The sequence below is a fragment of the Pseudomonas sp. ESBL9 genome, from assembly GCF_036668715.1.
Lineage (GTDB): Bacteria > Pseudomonadota > Gammaproteobacteria > Pseudomonadales > Pseudomonadaceae > Aquipseudomonas > Aquipseudomonas lundensis.
Window position 1 is genome coordinate 355,346 of sequence record NZ_JAZEVV010000001.1, and the last position, 19,192, is coordinate 374,537.

At 55.2% G+C, this 19,192-nt stretch carries 12 protein-coding genes; 9 read left to right on the forward strand and 3 right to left on the reverse strand.

Annotation, left to right across the window (positions count from 1 at the left end; translation table 11 throughout):
- Window positions 1–2: 2 nt before the first annotated feature.
- The 6 genes from V6F78_RS01515 (at window position 3) to V6F78_RS01540 (ending at window position 10,629) form a co-directional block, all read left to right on the forward strand.
- Window positions 3–464, forward strand: coding sequence for a hypothetical protein (locus V6F78_RS01515; RefSeq protein WP_139056684.1), 462 nt, complete (start codon window positions 3–5; stop codon window positions 462–464).
- Window positions 464–2,320, forward strand: a complete 1,857-nt coding sequence (locus V6F78_RS01520; protein ID WP_332726483.1) for a hypothetical protein — start codon at window positions 464–466, stop codon at window positions 2,318–2,320. Before V6F78_RS01515 ends, V6F78_RS01520 begins: the two co-directional genes overlap by 1 nt.
- Window positions 2,317–4,233: a hypothetical protein gene (locus V6F78_RS01525; protein ID WP_332726484.1), complete on the forward strand. Its 1,917-nt coding sequence runs from the start codon at window positions 2,317–2,319 to the stop codon at window positions 4,231–4,233. The genes V6F78_RS01520 and V6F78_RS01525 overlap by 4 nt, the downstream gene beginning before the upstream one ends.
- Window positions 4,233–6,785 carry a hypothetical protein gene (locus V6F78_RS01530; protein WP_332726485.1) on the forward strand — a complete coding sequence of 851 codons (2,553 nt, stop codon included), beginning with the start codon at window positions 4,233–4,235 and terminating at the stop codon, window positions 6,783–6,785. The genes V6F78_RS01525 and V6F78_RS01530 overlap by 1 nt, the downstream gene beginning before the upstream one ends.
- A 69-nt stretch (window positions 6,786–6,854) precedes the next feature.
- Window positions 6,855–9,266, forward strand: a complete 2,412-nt coding sequence (locus V6F78_RS01535) for a hypothetical protein (RefSeq protein WP_332726486.1) — start codon at window positions 6,855–6,857, stop codon at window positions 9,264–9,266.
- A gap of 67 nt (window positions 9,267–9,333) precedes the next feature.
- Window positions 9,334–10,629 (forward strand): hypothetical protein, encoded by a 1,296-nt coding sequence (locus V6F78_RS01540; protein WP_095008876.1) that lies wholly within the window; start codon window positions 9,334–9,336, stop codon window positions 10,627–10,629.
- Window positions 10,630–11,703: 1,074 nt separating this feature from the next.
- Here the strand turns inward: V6F78_RS01540 and V6F78_RS01545 are convergent.
- Entirely contained in the window at window positions 11,704–12,714 is a 1,011-nt protein-coding gene (locus tag V6F78_RS01545) for a helix-turn-helix transcriptional regulator (RefSeq protein WP_332726488.1), read from the reverse strand.
- An 85-nt stretch (window positions 12,715–12,799) separates the two neighbouring features.
- Between V6F78_RS01545 and V6F78_RS01550 the strand changes: the two genes are divergently transcribed.
- From V6F78_RS01550 to V6F78_RS01560, 3 genes are all read left to right on the forward strand, one after another.
- The gene (locus V6F78_RS01550) at window positions 12,800–13,759 is read left to right on the forward strand and encodes a hypothetical protein (RefSeq protein WP_332726489.1); all 960 of its coding nucleotides are present in this window, start codon (window positions 12,800–12,802) and stop codon (window positions 13,757–13,759) included.
- 66 nt (window positions 13,760–13,825) lie between these two features.
- A complete protein-coding gene (locus tag V6F78_RS01555) occupies window positions 13,826–14,197 on the forward strand; it encodes a hypothetical protein (RefSeq protein ID WP_332726490.1) in 372 nt (123 codons plus the stop codon).
- A gap of 81 nt (window positions 14,198–14,278) precedes the next feature.
- Window positions 14,279–15,256, forward strand: coding sequence for a hypothetical protein (locus tag V6F78_RS01560; protein ID WP_332726491.1), 978 nt, complete (start codon window positions 14,279–14,281; stop codon window positions 15,254–15,256).
- A gap of 359 nt (window positions 15,257–15,615) precedes the next feature.
- Here V6F78_RS01560 and V6F78_RS01565 read toward each other — a convergent pair whose 3' ends face one another.
- Together V6F78_RS01565 and V6F78_RS01570 are read right to left on the reverse strand one after the other, a co-directional pair.
- The gene (locus V6F78_RS01565; RefSeq protein ID WP_332726492.1) at window positions 15,616–15,921 is read right to left on the reverse strand and encodes a hypothetical protein; all 306 of its coding nucleotides are present in this window, start codon (window positions 15,919–15,921) and stop codon (window positions 15,616–15,618) included.
- A gap of 85 nt (window positions 15,922–16,006) precedes the next feature.
- Window positions 16,007–19,192: a UvrD-helicase domain-containing protein gene (locus V6F78_RS01570; RefSeq protein WP_332726493.1), complete on the reverse strand. Its 3,186-nt coding sequence runs from the start codon at window positions 19,190–19,192 to the stop codon at window positions 16,007–16,009.

The window sequence follows — 19,192 nt, forward strand, 5'->3', positions numbered from 1 at the left end:
GGATGGCATTAATTCCGGCTGCGATCGCCATTGGCGGCAGCCTGCTGCAAGCGAAGGGCCAGACTGAGGATGCTTCGTATCAGGCCGGTCTTATGAAACAAAACGCCGACTTCAAAAACCGAACCGCCGACGAGACCATCAATGCCGGGGATACCGCTGCGGACTGGCAGCGTGTGAAGGCGGGCCAAGCCATCGGCACCCAGCGCAGTGTGCAGGCCGCCAATGGAATCGATGTGAACAGCGGCAGTTCGGCACAGCTCCAGGACGACACCGCCATGCTCGGCGAGCTGGACGCCCTGACCATCCAGAACAACGCCGCGCGTGAGGCCTACGGTTACCGCGTTCAGGCGCAGCAGGACATTAGCAACGCTGGCCAGACTGTCCGCAACGGCAAGACAGCGGCTACGGGCTCCATACTTGGCGGTCTGGGCAAGGCCTTTGGCTCATACGCAGGAGGCAAGTAATGGCACGCGTCCCGACGTACGACAGCCCGCAGGTGCAGCAACAGGTCACCCGCCCGGTTCAGTTGCAGGGCGTTGCACCTGATACCACCTCGATTGCTCGCGGCCTTGAGAGCTTTGAGCGCGGTACTCAGATTCTGGTGGATAAGCAGCGGGCTGAAACCAACGCCGCCGTGCTTCAGGGGGCGGCGACCAAGCTGGGCGATTACCAGAACAATGATCTGTTTAACCCTGAATCCGGGGTGTATGCCACCAAGGGCGGCGCAGCCATTGGCATTGCCCAGACTCGGCTTGAGGCGTTCGACAAGCAGGCTGTTGATATCCGAAACAGCTTGAGTTCTGACGAGCAGCGCCTTAAGTGGGACGCGTACTCAGCAGGCCAGCGCAACGGTGTGGCGCCTGAGCTACTGGAGGCGCAGAAGCTTAAGATCAAAAGCTCGATCTATGCCGACGTGCTCCAGCGTCAGGCAACGGACGATCCCTTTGTCGCTCAAAAGCGCCTCAAGGAATATCAGGGCTCAATGAGTGCTGATGACCTGGTGCGTGTGGGCGGGATGATCGAAAACAAGGTTGATCGCCTGCAACAGAAAGCTGAAATGGCGCAGCTGCGGGCCGAGGCCAAGGCTGAGCGCACGCTGGGCAAGATCGATGCCCAGATATCCAGTGGTGTTCCGGCCACTCCTGAAATGTGGAGCGCCTGGGCAAGCAGCGTTCGAGGTACTCCGGCGCAGGCCGAGTTCAATCAGCGGGTCGGTCAGGAGGTGGAAACGCAAAAGGTCTTGCGCCTGCCCATTGATCAGCAGGTTTCGTTTATCAATGAAAAAACGGCTGAGTTGCAACAGAAGGGCGGGACGGTCGCTGATGCTGCCAACCTCAACCGGCTGGCGCGAGCGGTGGACTCATCCGCCAAGATGATGAACAACGCACCGCTCGATTATTTCCAGCAGCGCTTGGGCGGTGATGTGCAGCCGCTTGATTTAGGCTCGGATGATGCCCCCGCCATTCTCGGCGACCGTTTGGCTGCCATTCAGGGGATGCAGCAAAAATTCGGGCCAACCGTGGCCATGAAGCCGCTTCTGCCGCAGGAAGTTAAGCAAATCAGTGCCCAGCTTGAGGGTATGTCGCCGGACGATCAGAGCAGTCTGTTTGCCCGGTTGCACGCAGGACTGGGCGACGACAAGGCCTACGCGGGCGCCATGCAGCAGATAGCCCCTGATTCGCCGATACGCGCCCTGACCGGGCTGATTGCGGGCAAGCAACGCAGCATGACCTTGGAAAAAAATAGGTTTTCGGCGGATGTTGAGGCGACCTCTGGCGACGTGGCCAAGACCATGATGGTGGGCGAAAGCATCCTCAACCGGTCGAAAACGCAGAAAACTGAAGACGGATCGCCGAGAAGCTTCCCTCTACCCAAGCAAGCTGATTTTCAACTGGCATTCAGTAAAGCCATGGGTGATGTGTTTGCCGGGCAGCCGCAATCCTACGAGCTGGCCATGCAAGCCACCAAGGCCTACTACACCGGGGCAGCGGCGCAGCGCGGTGATATTTCCGGCGAGGTAAATAGCCGTCAGATGAAGAACGCTATCAAGGCCTCTGTGGGCGAGGTGGTCGACTTCAATGGCTCCAGCACCCTGGCGCCGTGGGGCATGGCAGGCGACAAGTTTGAGCAGGTCGCCCGCGATCAGTTGGTCAACACCATGAAAGCGCAAGGCATGTCTGACCAAGATCAGGCCTTGGCCAGTGCCTTCAGCCTTCGTCAGTACAAGGATGGCGTGTACTACGTCATGCAGGGCCAACAGTTCAAATATGGCGCCGATGGCAAACCCCTGATGATCAATGTGAATGAGGCGAACCAATGAGCTTTGTCGGTGATTTGGCGTTCAGTGATCAGCGGGCATTGGAGCAGGAGGCAGCACAGAATCCCGCGACTACATCCCCGGAACCCGGCTTCTGGGATGGCGGGCTTGATGCGGTGGGCAGCGGGCTTGCTCGCGGTTCCTTTGAGGCGGCTGGTTCGATCCAGGCTGGATTTAACAATCTGTGGATAGCTGGCCTCGACACGGCAGCAAGCATTCTTTTGCCGGAACCGCGTAACGGCGGCGAAGCAAATGTGACTGAGTCGGAGCGAACGTTTCGAGAAGATCAGTCCGCCGCAAACGCCGCGCTCATCACCAGCTTGCGCCCATCGGCTGAAACGTCCGGTTTGGCAGCGCAGATCATTAGCGAGGTCTCGGCTGTTATTCCCCGTACGGTGGGCGGATTCGTAGCGGCTGGTCCCGTAGGTGGAGCCATAGCGGCCGGTGGCCCAGCCGGATACAGCGGTGAGATTGTCGCAGAATCAGAGGGCATCGACCCGGGCACCGCAAGAGTAAAAGGCTTGATTGACGCTGCAACCTACAGCATTGGTGCAGTGCTGCCTGCCGCCCGCATCATGAAGTCAGTGCTGCCTGACCTTGCCGCGACCACGGCCGCCAACGTTGGGCTGGGGATTGCCTCTCGCGGCGGAACGGCTGCATTGCTTGAGGCGAATGGCTATACCCAACAGGCCCAACAGTACAAGGCATTGGACGGCACGGGCCTTATGGTTGATGCGGTATTGGGTGCGGCGTTCTGGGGAGTCGGTCGTGGGTTTCGGCCAGCGGCTGCGGATGTTGACGCCGGTCTGGCTGCGAACAATGGTCTACACCATCAAAACGGTACTGCACCTGGAACTCCCACCGATCCCCGTTCGAGCGTTGCACACCAGAACGCCCTGGATCAGGCCATTGCCCAGCTCGGGCGTGGCGAACCGGTTAATGTCGGAGCGCTGATGGATGGCGCCACTTTTATACGCAGTGACCGGATAGGGCCTGAAAAGCAGTTCTTGCGAAAGCAGGCCGAACAAGAAGTGTTCTCCACTGCACGGGCTGAGCTTGAGCCTATTGCGGCAGCGGGTCTCCCCAACGTCAAAGATCTGCGCACTGAGCTGGATAGCTTGAAGCGCAGTCTTGACGGGCTCGACGCGACGTATCGGGATACTGCAAAGAGCTTTCAACGCCAAGGCATGACACGAAAGCAAGCGGAACGGGCGACACGCGACAGCGTCGCCGAACAGCGCCAAGCGGCCCAATCCCGATCGGATGAAATTGAGCTGTCTCTGGCTGGCAACCGTGCCGCTGAACGTGCTGGTGCTGAACTTGCCCAGATCAGCCGCGGCGAAATCCCAGCTCGCCTTGAACCGCACGTGCAGCAGCGCGCCAAAGAAATGGAAAGTGGTTTCCAGCAAAGTGCGCTTGCCCGTGGTGTCTCACCCGATCACGGCGCGGCGCTGATGAGGCTGGCGGGCAAAGAACTTGAAACCCTTCTTCGTCAGGCCGGGCATACGGTCGAAGAACCAACGGTACGGGTTAGCGATGAAGAGGTGACCGCTCCTGCTCCAGCCCGAAGTACAAGCTCGGAGCCACTTGTCGATGGTGCCGCATTGGCGCGACCTGATGCTTCACCTCAACTTGAGCAGGTCCCAGCCGCGCCAGGTGAGCATGCGCCGGTACCGGAATCCATCGCCGACCCGTTGGCAAACATAGATCAGGCGTTACCCGACCTGATGAATTCAATATTGTCAGGTGAACGCGACGTGCAAATCCCCACAGGCCTGATGAATGAAGACGGTTCCGTTGCGACCGCATCTGCGCGCGACCTGTTGAATCAGGCAGATGCTGATATCGCGCGGGCCAAAAATGACTCCAAAGGCTTTCTTGCTGCCGCCGTGTGCGCGCTGAGGTTCGGGAACTGATGAAAAAGGAATGCATAAAGGCCGTCCAGGCAGCCATTGGCCGCAGCCTGACGCAGCCCGAAATAAAAGATATTGAGGCGCGCATCGCTCGCAATATGCGTCAAAGCGCTCAGGCTAATCCTGCTGCATGGCAATCGCTCACAGCAGCGGATCGGTTGACGCAAGCCGCGCAAAACGCAGCGCGCGAGTTGCAAGCCGAGGCAGCAAAGAACAAGCAACGCACGGCTCTGACCATTCTGGCCCATGACCGCGTGTCCAATCTGATGAAGCAGTTTCCGGACGATCCGTTGAAGGCCTTGGATCGCATGCTGGCGTTTGCGTCTGACGGTTCGGGAGTTTTCTCAATTGAGTCCGCCGCCAACGGTATCCGCTCTGAGGCTATGTCCAGCATGCTGGACGCCATCGACCTGACACGCGGCCGAATGCTGGGTCTGTTTGCCAATCGTGAGGGCACCACCGCAATGGTGCGCGAACTGCACGGGCAAGACAGTGGCGTGCCAGAAGCAAAGGTTGCAGCCAAACAATTCCATGATGTGTCCGAACGCCTGCGTGATCGCTTCAACCGTGCCGGTGGGGATGTTGGGCGCCTTGACGACTGGTCGATACCGCGTAGCCATTCACAGGTGAAGGTGGCCAGAAACAAGGACGGTTGGGTTGCGGACCATGTGCAGTGGGCCAACCGGTCAAAGTATTTCAAAGAAGACGGTTCGCGCATGTCCGATGCCGAGCTTCATGACTTCTTTGAGCATGCATGGCAGACCGTGGCGACGGGCGGCGTAAACAAGATCGAACCGGGCCGGGTGACAGGCGGGGGGATGCGTGCAAACCGTGGCAGTGAGTCCCGCCAGATCCACTATAAGGATGCAGATGCTTATCTGGCGGCTCAGGACAAGTACGGTGATCGCAACCTAATGGATCTGATGTTTGGCCACATTGACCGTGCTGCGCGGGACATTGCGCTGGTCGAGACCCTGGGTCCTAATCCGAACAACGCCATGAAGTATTTCGCTGAAACCGGACTTAAGGACGCACTGACCGCGAACCCGGGGCGTAAAAGCAAGTTGGATCGGCAAGCAAGGCGACTGCAAAACCTCTACACCGAAGTGGCCGGCACGCGCGAACCTCCCGCCTCGGCAGCGATTGCAAACGCATTTGACACCTACAGGGCCACCAACGTGGCGGGCAAGCTGGGCTCGGCTGTTATCACAGGCCTTAGCGATCAGGGCACCATGGCTTTGACTGCCAAGATAAATGGCATGCCTGTGATGCAAATGTTCGCCAACGAGGCGCGCATGCTCAATCCGGCCGACCCAACTCATCGGCGCATTGCCATGCGGGCCGGGCTTGGTATCGATCAGTTGATTGGGAGCCTGGGTCGCTGGGGAACAGATGGGCTTGGGGTCGATGCAGAGGTGGCGGGGCGCGCGTCTAAATGGTCGCAGACCGCAGCCACCAAAGTGTTACAGGCGTCGGGGATGAACGCTTTAGACGGCGGCAACCGGCGCGCCTTCGGTGCGGTGATGATGGACACCCTCGGCCACCTGACCCGCAATGCTGACTCTCTGGCCAAGCTTGAAGCGGGTGACCGTAGCCGCATGGAGCGGGCCGGGATCAGCGAACAGGATTGGGTGGTTTGGCGTGCTGCTCAGCCGGAAGATTGGCGCGGCGCCGGGGATACGGTGCTGACGGCAGGCAGTGTTTACCGCCTGACAGATGCAGACCTTGCGGCGGTGTCGGCCAAGTTCGGTGTTTCCGGTGATCGTCTGCGCGATCAGGCGGCCACCCGTTTGCTTGGCACCGTGCTGGACGAAACGGCCATGGCCATTCCTGCACCAGGTGCGCGGGAACGCGCCTTCATGCATGGCAACAACAAGCGGGGGGAGTGGGGCGGCGAGATCATGCGCAGTTTCTGGCAGTTCAAATCCTTCTCGGTTTCCATGATCTCCAAGCACTTTCGGCGCGCCCTGGCACAGCAAACAGGGTGGGGCAAAGCCGGATACATGGCCTCGTTATTCGCCAGCACTACGGTGTTGGGTGCCGTTGCACTCCAGCTCAACGAGATAGCCAGAGGTCGAGACCCTAAAAACATGCTGGACGACGGGCTGGGCGGCGTGCCCGGTTTGCGCTTCGGCGTGGCTGCAATGCTCAAAGGCGGCGCGCTATCACTGTACGGCGACTTCCTGTTCTCCAATACCACCCAAGGCGGCACGTCTGCCTTGGCTGCATTCGGCGGGCCGCTGGCGGGTGATGTAGAGGCGCTGTTCAACCTGCGGGGGCAGACAGCGAACGCAGTTGAGAAGGAAGACGCTTCGACGGTAGGGGCAAGCCTGATTCGTCTGACCAAAGGCCACATCCCGGGCGCCAACCTTTGGTACACCAAAGCAGCCACTGACCACCTAATCTTTCACCAGATGCAGGAGTACTTCTCGCCCGGCTATCTCAGTCGGATGCAGCGCCGCGCCCAACACGAGTTCGGACAAAGCTACTGGTGGGAGCCTGGAGAGTTCACACCAGACCGCGCGCCAGACCTTGGCGCCGCCCTCGATAACTGAATAGCCCCCCAATGACCGGAGCCCGCCATGTGCGGGTTTTTTTTCGTCCACAGAAAAGGAATATCCACCGTGACTGTCAGCACGATTAACAGCGTTGCCGAGTTCGTAACCAACGGGGTGACAAAGAGCTTCCCGTTTTATTTCAAGTTTTTGGAAAGCAAGGATTTGGTGGTTACGTACATCAGTCCAGAAGGCACCAGTTCGGATTTGGTCATGGGGACCCATTACACGGTCGCGGGCGCTGGCAATGAAAATGGGGGGAGTGTGCTCACCGTATCTGCCTTGGCAGGCCCAGGGCAATTGATCGTCTCGCGAGACATGGAAGCCTATCAGCAGACATCATTGCGCAACCAAGGCAAGTTCTTGGCCGAGACGCATGAGGACGTATTTGACCGGCTGACAATGTTGATTCAGCAAGGGTTTTCGATATTCAGGCGGGCACTTACAAGGCCATTTGGCCGTGAATTCTTCTTTGCTGAGAGTCGCCGGATTGCAAGTGTGGCTGATCCTGTGGACCTTCAGGATGCAGCAACGAAAATATCTGTTGAGCGATATGTGGGCAAGGTTATAGCAAGCGGACAAGGCCCCATAAACAATGCTGCAAATATTGTATTTGTAGGCGCAGATGGGATTCCGGGCACGGTTCAAGATCTATCCTCGAGTGTCGGCGCGAATATGCTCGGCTATCTTAACGGCAGTATTGGCAGTGCATTGGGAAGGAGGGCCAGTATTGAAGAAGGCCCCTATTCAATTTTTGATGATGGGCGTGACGAAACTGCGGGATTGCAACAGAATATCGATGCCCACGTAGCTCGGGGTGTTAAATACATCTGGCTGGAACGGATGTACAACGTCAAGATGCTGATGCTCAAAACAGAGGGCGTTCAGCTAGTCGCGGGCAACAATAACGCTGGATTCCGGCAGCTTGAATCGCATAACACTGCGCACAGCCCCACTATTTGGCTACCGCGATCTGGCTGCGAGCTTCAAGGCGTTAAATTCAGATACGCAGTTTGGGACGAAACAAACATGGCGTCGTTACGCTCATCCCGACCAGGTGGTGGCTTCTCCTTGAATAGCTGCCATATTGCGGTTGGCTATTCTGAGATTTATACGGCGCGGAATACCGGAGTGCCTAACCAGCTTTTCGGGCAGACACTGGGCGTAGTGTACGGCTCAACTTTCGACGACATTGACATTCTTGGCGCCGCCGTTCACGGCATCAACTTGCAAAACTCAGTAGGCGCAACCGTTCGTAACTTGAAGTCGACCCAAGTTAAAGGCACGACAGTTTACGGATTCATTGCACCAAATACGACTGTCGAAGGCGGGAACATTACGTCGACCTGCGACGATGCCATCTATATCGGCGGATCTGATGGGCACCTCGGCGGCGTATGGACGCCTATTAAGCAGTCCGACATGCGAAACATCCGTATGTCCGGTCTGACTGCTGACAAAATTGGCGCCAAGGTTTACTCGGCTTCTGGCTACGATACTGTGGTGATCCGCGATTGCCTTGCCGGTTCTAGCCGCGCTGCGCTTGTCCACGTAGGTTCCGAGCAGAGTCAAGGCATTCGCGCTAGCAGTAACGTCCTGATTGATAACGTGCGCGGCTCTGAGGTTTTCGGCGGATTCGGCACCGGAGCTGACGGGTTTGGCTACAGCACAGATCTTGTAACCGCTGGAGCCGCTTTCGGGTTCGCCTTCGACTTGTCCGGTTGCGACGGTTTCAAAGTTGTCAATAACCGCGCAGTTAAATCCCCGAAGGTGGCCACGCTTACTCAATTGCGCGGAGGGTTTGGCTTCACCGAGGGTTATAAGAACGGCAAAATTTACGACAACGACCTGGTGAACTTCCCGAAAAATAACATCGGATTAGAAGTTGCAAACACAAGTCCAACCTCTGCAATTAAGCTGCGTGACAACGACTTCTCTGACACTACTCAAGGTTCGGACGTTGTTTTGTTGAATATCGGTAATGGAGCGTTAGCTATCCAAACCGAGCGAAACAACTTCAGCTCGATTGCAGGGGGCGGCGCGGGCAAGGCAGGGATGTATTTGAGTGCTGGCTCCCACGTAGTCAGCACTAATGATGAATTCAACATGCCTTACAATTTGAGCAAGTACGACACAAGTGCAGGTCCTGCACTATTTAGCACTGTTGAGCCGGCCGACATTATTTTGCGGGAAGGGCGCCCAGGCTCTATTGGGGGCAACGTACGCTGGGGGGATAGCGCGCCTGCTTACGGAATATGGTCGGAAGGAGATGTAGTTCACAACCGGGCGCCTACTGCCGCAAAGAACATTTCTCACTGGATATGCCGCGCTGGTGGTTCTAGCGCGCAGTGGTCTGCCGTTGGTGCTGGATTCGGTACTGATGCTCAGCGGCCCATCCTGACCGGCAACGATTTAGGGTATATTTACAAAAATACGTCATCTAACACATTGCAATTCTGGTCAGGAGGTGCGTGGGTCTAGTCAAGCAGAACTTGCGGCGTGGAGAGGCGTACTGCATAATCGCCGAAAATTCAGGAAGAATAATTTCATGTCTGTTTTGGTTACCCCCCGCACCTTAATAAAAAACTTGTTCATGGGTGGGACATTCTCCTTTCTGGTTTTTGTTCCATCTGCGTTAATGATCTTCCTTGGGGCCAGCTCATTTGGGTTGGGGGTCTTGTCATTTTCTGGCTTAATCATTGCCTTGTTTTTCATCTTTTTTAGCAATAAAAAACTTACTTTTAAATTGCCTGATCTTGTGGTTTTTGTTTTATTATTTTTTTGTTTTTGCCTTGTTGTAGTTCATTATGTTTTTGTAAATCAGTTGCTTCTTGTGCGGAATAACGCCGATGATGTCAGATTTTTTTATGGCCTCATAAGTATTGTTATTGTTTTGATTGCGGCTTATTGCGCATCTAAAATGTCTTATTGCATACCTGATAAAAGTATGGTGTCAATTGTAAATTTCGCGCTTTTTTTCATGCTCCTTAATGTCTTAATGTCATCTTTTCGGGTTGATTTCTTTGGTGTTGGAAATATTAAGCCTTCTTTTTTGTTTATGGAGCCTTCGCATATTGCCCTTGCAGCATCCTCGTTGATTATGTTTGCAGCAGTTACAAAAAAATCCTTGGTTTCTCTGGTGATAATTTCTTTGGTTATGGCTTGGGGGCTATATGTTGAAAATTTAACAACTATGATAGTTGGTCTGATGTCGTTGGTCGTCAGAGCAAGAATAAGGTTGATATATTTTTCTGTTGTAATCTGTATTGCTATAGCTTTATGTTCTCAGTATCTAGATGCTGATGATTTTAAATATTTTTCAGAGAGATTAAATTTCGCGTCGGGCTCTGAAAATTTGTCAGTATTGGTGCTTATGCAGGGCTGGGAAAATGCAGTTATGACCTTGCAATCTACATCTGGGTTTGGTGCTGGATTCCAGCAGCTTGGGGTTTCTACTGAAGTAGGGGATTATACTCAGCGAGTAATTGATATCGTGGGCTCCGACCCTAACAAATTTGATGGAGGGACGACGGCATCTAAATTGGTTGCTGAACTTGGATATGCGGGCGTTCTCTTGTTGTTCATCCAGGCGTATTTAATGCTTTATTCTTTCATTAGAATAAGAAGGTATTCTCTGGGTATGGTTATGAGGCCCTGCAAAGTTTTTGCTCACTGCATAATAATTTGTAGTTTTCTGGAGCTGTATGTTCGGGGTGTAGGGTATTTCTCTCCCACGATGTTTCTTTTTTTTACTGCGATATTTTTGCTCTTTTTGAATCGAGATCGGCCAGGGGTTAGCTCTAGGTCAACATTGGATGAAAGGCATACTGTTCAGTCATTGTGAACAATAGGTATGCTGCGTATGTGTCTATGATTATCTGGCTTAATCGTCAGAAAATCGGTAATTGTACGCTGCCCTGGAGCGTTAGACAGTGTCCATGTTGGGACTTTGCTTCTTCCTTCTCTTAATACAGGGCAATGCAGTGCCTCCGTTATCGGGTGGGGTGAAGGCTGGAAAAGGGGCTGGGGTACGTCGGGAGTTGGTTGCTGCAGTTGGGACGTGTCGCTGAGTCGGTGTGCTAATTTCCACCGCCTACATTGTCGGTCGGAAAAAATAGCATGCCCTCCTGATGCATCCAGAAGCACGCTTTGGAACGAATCCTGCTATCTGGAATTCGTAGCGGAAAATCCCCTTATGGCGCATTCTGGTTTCTGTCAACCTAACTTCATGGCGATTTGAATGATCTGTCAACCAGCACAAACTTGCGGGGTGACTTGCTCACTACAAAAACGGCGCGGAATATTCCAGGTGATGCTGAGGGATTGGTTTTGTGTTCGTTCGGCAGGACGCCGGAGAAGGCACTGAAACGCCTCAGGGACTTTTGCGGGGAATCGTGAAACCTGACTAAACACTGTAGGGCATCGATTGCAGTGGGTGCCCCAGTAAATGCTTGATCTGTAAGGGTTTCGACAGTCTTAGCACGCATGGGGTGCTAGGGGTCGAGTGTTCGAATCACTCCGTCCCGACCATATTTTTCAATGACTTAGCCCAATCTGAAAAGGTTGGGCTTTTTCATGGTTGCGATTTGACTGCTCTGGTAGTGAATTGGTAGTGAATTGAGATTGCCTTGTGTAGTGGGGCCTGCCAGACGGATGGCTATTTGGCTGTTCGTTTCTAAGTCGATTGCCGCGATTGATTGCAAGCCTATTGCCATGTGTGAGTGACTGAACTTGAAGGCGCGCGCGTCTAGGGATGCGGGCTTATCATAAATTCTGAACGAGTCCGCGATCTGGCCAATAACGAGCGCTGAAATGACGGAACCTTCATTTCAGTTCCCTGGCCGGTTCAGCAATCCATCCTCGTTAGTGATGGGGTTGCAGCCGCTGCCAACATTGCATCAGGTCTGCGGCGTGGCAATTAATCGCCAGCGTACACACTCACTGCGCGACGAAGAGTATCGCGCACGTGCGCCCGGATTAACGGGGGTTCAAGGACTTCAATATCTCCCGCATTGCTGAGCAGGAACAGGCGCAGGCCTTGAGTGTCGTAGAGGTTGCAACTCAAGTCCCATTTGTCGTCGCCATATCGCACGACGACTTGGTCTTCAGTCAGTGGGTTCTCGGTAAGCCGATTTTGCAGGTTGGGGCCAAGACGTAGTTTGAGTTGGATGGGACCATCGCCGTGTATCGTCATGAGATGCTTTTGAGCCTCAAGCGAATTCACGTCGTAGTTATCCGGGTCAGGTATTTCTAGCCAACTCGCTTTGACCTCCTCCATTCGATGGAGCATGAGTGCGCACAGCGTGTTGGGACCATTGCTGCTGTACTTGCCGCGGTGGGTGCCTGGTGCAGGTAAATGCCCTTGCGGCCAACGCTCCTCGAGTACGTATGCCGACAGGTAGACGTTTGAATCCTGATATGAAAGTGCCAAGGGTTTGAGTAAGTAAATACACTCGACGCCGTCGGCGTCTCTTGGCAAATAGGTCACTTCAAGTGAGGCATCAGCCAGAATTGCCTCTTGGATGCTGGTGAGGTGTGCAGGGTCATATTTACCCGGCCCAAGCAGCGTAAACCGGGTCCCGGTAGTGATCCGCTTCGTCCACGCCAGGGTACGCGCGGAGCGCTTGGTCATTTCCGTGGTTGCGTGCTCGCGTAGCTCGACAAGTTGTTCAGTATGGGGTTTGAAGCCGAAGCGCTCTGCATGATCGAAAATAGCCGCCAATGTCATGGCTTCGGTAGGGGAAAGCGTAAGGTCGAAGCTGCCTCGACCTGATTTCCAGTAGTTTGATTTCTTGTCCGGGCCATCCTCGCCTTTGGCTACCAACTCGGAAACGGTCAGCGCCTCGAGATCGCGCAGGGTGGTTTTTACAGTGAGACTTTGATCGTCGAACCACTGGCACAGCTCTTTGTGCAGCTGCGCCGTCGACATGGACTGTCCGTTTCGCTGGAGGATTTTGCGCAAGGCAGTTCGGCGCCGCTGATAATTTATCATCGTTGAAACTCATGGACAAAAAGTGGGTTTATCTTCTGAGAAGATCTCTTGGCTGGCAAGCAATTCTGCGATCAAAAGCGCCAGCCCAGAGGAGTATTTCATGTGCCGTCAAACCTATCTGACCCTCTCTCACGTTCCTGAATTCATCCACTGGCTGGCGACCGAACTTGATACAGAGTCGCGCTTTAAGCATCAATACGTCAATCGCAAAACCAATCAGAAATGGTCATGCAGCAGCCTGTATGACGCTTTCGAACAGTACTGTTGGAATCACCCGGGTAGTGCCCGCTTGGGTTTTAATCCAGGTAAGTGTTCCAGCAGTAACGGGATCGCTTTATCCACCCTGTGTCAGGACCTGATTAGCGCCGCAGGGAGCGATTCGCGCACTCTTGATGCAACCATCGACGTGATGCGTTGGGGTGGCGTAACGGCCCGCAACGCGGACTGGCTGAAGGCGAACGAGGCAGGTCTTGGCCGCATGTTGCAAGGCGTACAAGCGGCGATAGACGCCGGCGACGATCAAGCACCTGTCTTGCGTGCAAAAAAGCTTCGTTTCAACTCCGGGATGACCAAGGTGTATTCGCTGCTGTGCAAGGACTTCATCATCTACGACAGCCGCGTTGCTGCAGGTCTGGGCTGGATGGTCGTGAAGTACTGTCAGGCGCACGGGCTTTGCAAGGTACCTGAAGCGCTGCGCTTTCCTTGGGCGGCCGCCAAGGAAGGGAAAAATGCCCTCGCTCCCAAACGTCGCGACCCTGGTATTGGCGGCCTGAAATTCAAGGGCCTGCGCTCAGGACAACAACACGCAATCTGGAATATGCGCGCCAGCTGGGTGTTGAGTTCCGTTCTGGCTCATCCAGGTGCGGCTGGCAGCCGGTTCCAAAACGTGGCCACTCCAAACGACCCATTGCGCGCACTGGAAGCTGCACTTTTCATGATCGGCTATGACCTGGGCGAGCAGCGCTTAGTCTTGGCAGCCTGAACCCTGAGCGGTAATTCCCTCCCCCCCGCCCGGCGGGGAGGTATCTCTGAATGTTTGAGGTGCACGATGGACAAGATGAATCCGTTACAGGCTTGCATTACCCAACTAGCCGTGGACGGCATCTGCGCCGGTGATTTGAGCAGCGCTGTGATGCAGGCGTTCCCGGACCTTTGTAACGCCCAGTATCAGTCCACGCTCTTAGGCCTGCAGGAGGTCGATAGTCTTATGGGCCAGGAAGTAGGCGGCAAGTGGTGCTACACAGCAATCGATAAGAATGACCCGGACTACCCTCACCCAGAGTACAGCGCTGAATTTGCCGAGAAGATCATCGCCGCATCATGCGGGGAGTTTGTAGAGATCAGCGCAGATGATTTGATTGCTCAGCTGGACGACATGCTGGCGAAGATACGCGCCAAGAACCCGAATGCAGGATCGTAAGACGCCCGGCAGCCAAGTGCTCATTACGAATTCGATTTGTAGCGAATATCACCCATGTGTAGCAGCCTGTAAGGGAATCTGATGGATATCAAGTCTGATTTTGTATCCGTCGAACAGGATGAGTTCGATGGCCTCACCACGATTCAGCATCTGCGCCACTGCCGGCATCGTGCTGGCAAGAATGAAATCACCTTCTCGTGGCGCCGCAATATCCGTCCTGCTTCAGACCGCATGATTCTTGATGTCGAGATCAAGACCTCTCGCTCAGGCTGTTGGGTGCCCTCTCAATTGACCCTATTGATCGACGGTCAACGGCTGGAATTGAAGTACCAGGCAAGCAAAAGCAGCGATTATCGTGGAAGCAGTTTTTACGAAATCGGTATGTTCTTCATCGAGCCCTCTCAAGAGACTTTTCGCCGCCTGTGTGATGCCAAAGCACTGAAACTGAAGCTTCGATACGCCGAGAATAATGAGTACACGGTTCTTTCAGACGAGTTTTGCGCGCAGCTGCAGTTGCAGGCTCAGCAGTTCTATAACAATACATTCGATGACTGCGAATATTTGTCTGCCGTCATGGGTGTAGCCGTGCGGACTGTAGATACAACGTTCGCTGAGCAGATTGCCCGCCGCGAGTCGCGTTACCAGCAGTTGTGCAATTTTCGACTGCTCTGTGCTGTCCTCTGGGGCAGCTTTTTTGGTGGGCTGTGCGTGCTTGGCGCGTTCGAGGTGGTGACGTTCTCGGTGAAGTTGACGGACCAATTAATCATCGCTGGAATGCTCAGTGCCGCGAGCTGGCTCATTCCCCATCTGCAGATCCGATGGATCGAACACCAGAAAAACAAAGAATGCCCCAACTGTCACCACAGAGCGATAAAGCTGATCCGCTACCATGAAGCGGTCTATCAGGTCCGATCTGTAGAACGCATTGTCAACGACAGGCTGACCGGGCAGCGCAAGTCGCGGCAAGTGACCGTGACGGATCATGAAGTGACCCAGGACTTTGAGTGCAAGGACTGTCGATATCTGTGGACGCGAAGCCATATAGCGCGAGGTTTCTAGGTCATCCTGCGACGCTGGTTATGCAAAGGCGGGTGCATGACATTGCTTGGCGTTGGATGTGATTCGAGCGAACGACTCATCTTGTCGCACCATGCCGTACGCTGCAGGAAGTGCCCGCAGATTGAGGAGTTTCTATGGTCAGGCCTATGTGTCCTTTCACCATGCGATGCAAAGATTGTGGCTGGAGCCAAACGGTTATCCCGCTCAGTGACGTGTTGCGATACGAAGACTGTCCTGAGGTTTGCCCGCGTTGCAAAGGTCAGACTGTACAGATGGAGCAAGCCACGGCCTTGGAAGTAGCCGTGGCTAAAGTGAAACGATTGCTCGGCTCGTTCTGAACTTGAGGTTCAGCCTGGCGGCTACTCCGTACGCTCCAGTACTTTGACTTTGTACACGCCAGGCTTGACTCGCAGGTACTTTGCCTCGGCTCCCTGCTCGACATTGAAGCCACCGGCTCCCGTCTGCTTGTCTTGGGCATAGTTGGCGATGGCCGTTCTGATCGTTGTTGCCATAAAAAATTCGAATCCAATCCGGTATTTTTCAACCAGCTTCTGCTCAACAGAGCACATGACCCGACGACGCTCGCTGGTCAGTTCCTGTACTTCAAAGGGTTCGCTCAGCGCACCGTTGCGCACTTCGAGCAGGATTGATTCATATAACGTCATGCTTTTTTCCTTGTGATGTCAGCGACCAGGATCAACCCGACCACCGTAATGGGGCGTTTTCGCAAATGTGGAGTTACACCGTCGGCTAAAAAACCTGAATCGCTCCGGCCGCCACCGGCAGGAAGAGCCATGCCGCTAATACAGGCCGACCCGAAGCTTCTTCAATCGCTTGGGCATAAGCATCAAGCTGACCTGCATGTTCCTCGGCCAATCGTTCCCACTGCGTGTGGGGTGCCGGGTTGCATTTATGGTCAATCAGCACCCAGCCATCGCTTGTGTCGAGCAGAAGATCGATCCGTCCATTTAGCACCTGGCCCGAGCCCAACAACTGTTGCACCGGGTACTCAGCCATGGCTTTGGCCTCGGGCCAGCGGGATTCGATCCATGCGTGCAAGGCCAATTGCTGTGCGATGACCTGATTGGCATTCACGTGCTCGTGCACGGCGTGGCTCTGCAACAGATGCTGCACTTCGTCTAAGGTCAGGGGGCAGTTGGGGTCAGTGAATGAAAGGCACAAACTGGCATGAATGGCCGTTCCTAATGCACTCATTTCCGGGCTGCCGTGGAAGGCGATGCGAGTGCCTATCTGGCATGTATTGCGGGCTGCGGTGCTGGCGCGAGCGCCACCGCTGGACGGTTGGAAGCCCAGTGGCAAACGAGGCTGGATCGCTTGTATCGGGGCAAACCAGTGCACATTCTGTTCAATCAACGCCACGGGCTCAGGTGAATCACTGGCAGTGAGCGTTTGGCAATCGGCGCGCAGTTCTTTTCCATTCGGCAACTCCAAAGTCGACAGCCCGGGAGGCGTCATCAACCAGGGCGCCTGGACAGTGTCGAGCCACTCTCCTGTGATCTTTCTATTCGAACGGGCAATGACCAGTAGGTCGCGGGCGCGGGTCATGCTCACATAGAGCAGGCGTTTTGCCTCTTCAACAGCTTCATCCCGGCACGCTAGCCCCATGGCGGTTTGTTCGAACGTTTCGCTCAGCGGTACCGCTTTCTGTTTGCCTAGCGGCCAAGGCCAGTAGCGGATGAAGCGGTCGTGCAATGGTTTGTGCGGATCGAACGCGCTATTGGAGCGCGAAGAAACGGACCATAGACGGTCGCCAATATCGCGTGCCAAATCCATCAGGATGACCACTGGCCATTCCAGACCTTTGCTGGCGTGGTGGGTCATCACCTGAATGGCGTCCAACGCCGGTGTGGCCAATGCATCGTTGTTGGCGCTGGCCGTTTCGCCCAACCAGAGCACCAGCCCGGAGAGAGATGCAGCCCCCAGGCCATTTCGGCAGAGGTCCTCATATTGCTGCGCCAAGTCAATTAATGCGTCGAGGTTGGCCATGCGCTTTTGAGCCTGTGCTGGCGAGGTCGACCAACTCGTGACGCGCGAGGGTAAGTCACACTCAGCGATTAAGCGCTGCAACGCTTCCACAGGCGTCAGCAATGGAAGGTCAGCGCGCAGCCGCGCCACTGCCGCAACCAAGGGGTGTGCCCGATAATCGTCGACGTCTTGCTCGCGCCACAGCGCTTTTGGATGACCCGCATGCAAATAAAGCAGGCGCTCTGCAACCCAGATCTCTGGCTCTTCGGCTTCAGCCAGCGAGACAATTTGCGCGGTGGCCAGGGTATCGGAGGGATCATTCAAGCGACGCAAGCATGCCAGCGCCAGGGTTGCTTCTGCGGTAGCCAGCAATCCCGGCTGTGCGGTGGAGCAGGGCATGCCAGCCGCGTCGAGGGCGGCAGCCACTTTCGCGACGTTGCTGTGGGAGTAGCAAAGTACAGTGATATCGCCTAGCCGGACGTCACGGATTTCGTTGGTGGTTTTATCGAATACCTGATGCCGGTTTTTCACCAGTTGGCCAATGCTTTCGACCAACGCACTCACCTGCTGCTCGGCATTGCTGCCATCGAGTAACCAATTGGCGAAGGCGAGCCCGGGCAATTGATCCTCGCGGGTGGGTAACAGCCGGACTTCCTCCGGCGGCAAGCTGTTGGCGAACGCCTGACTGAATACTTCGTTGGCCAGTTCGACCAACTCAGGTCGTGAGCGCCATGAGTTGGGCAACACCTGTTTCACACCACCCAGTTCGGGCAAGGCGTTCAGGATGGCCTGCATCAATGCACAGTCGCTGCCACGGAAGCCATAAATGGCCTGCTTGATATCGCCTACCCAGTAAACCCGTTTGGCAAAGCGCGAAAGCTTCAGGAAGACCGCCAACTGCATTGGGCTGGTGTCCTGAAACTCGTCAACCATGACCAGATCAAGTTCTTGCTCCAGCACCTGAATCACGGCGGGGTTGTCTAGCAGCTTAAGCAATGCATGTTCCTGATCGGCAAAGTCCAGCACGCCGAGCTCAAGTTTGCTCTGGCTGTACACCTGTAATGCGCCGATGGCCAGGGTGAACACCTGGTTCAGATATGTCCGGATATCGCGATGCAGATCAGGGTGTTCGGCGTAGCGCTCGACCGTCTCGGTCAGGCTCACAGTCAGCGGTTTGAGCTTGGCCTCTGGAGCCGCTTTCGCCAGCTTTGCCCAGTCACTCCAGCGGGCGTTGCCTTGGTGCAGCTCGCGCTGAAAATCAGTGAGCAACGATACATACGTCCTGGTGTTGCTCTTGTCGCTGTTGGTAGCGACCAGTTGAGCAAGTACATCAGGAATGATGCGTAGGAGCTCACCACTCAAGTCGGTTTTGGTCGCTGAGGGGAAATGTTCTAGCATGTCCTCGGCATTGCGGGCCGCAAAGCCACGAGCCAGGTCGAGGTCGATGTCGTTGGTGCGTAGCTGATCTAACAGTCGGCGCAGTTCATCGAGCCAGTTATTGCTCGCATAGTCGCCCTGTTGATGGGTGACTTCCAGGCCAAGGCGGCGTGCGATGGCAAGGAAGGTGTTCATGCTTTCGCCATGCAGGATCCGGTCTACTGCCTGATTGAGCAGCACTTTCGCCTGATTCTCCTCCAGGACTCGCTGCTGTGGTGGCATGCCTGCTTCAAATGCGAAGCGCTCAAGCAATTGGCCGCATACGCTGTTGACGGTGCCTATCCGGGCTTGCCCCATAGAGGTCGCCAAACCAATCTCACCTTTTTTGAGCAGATGGCTGCGTACTCGCTCACGAAGTTCGGCCGCCGCTTTTCGTGTAAAGGTGGTGGCAATAACGCCCGCAGGTTGGACCTGCTGACTGAGCAATTCCTGGTGCAGAATCTCTGTGAGCCGGTGAGTTTTTCCGCTGCCGGCGCCTGCGCTGATAAAAGTGATGTGCGCGTTCTTAGGCAT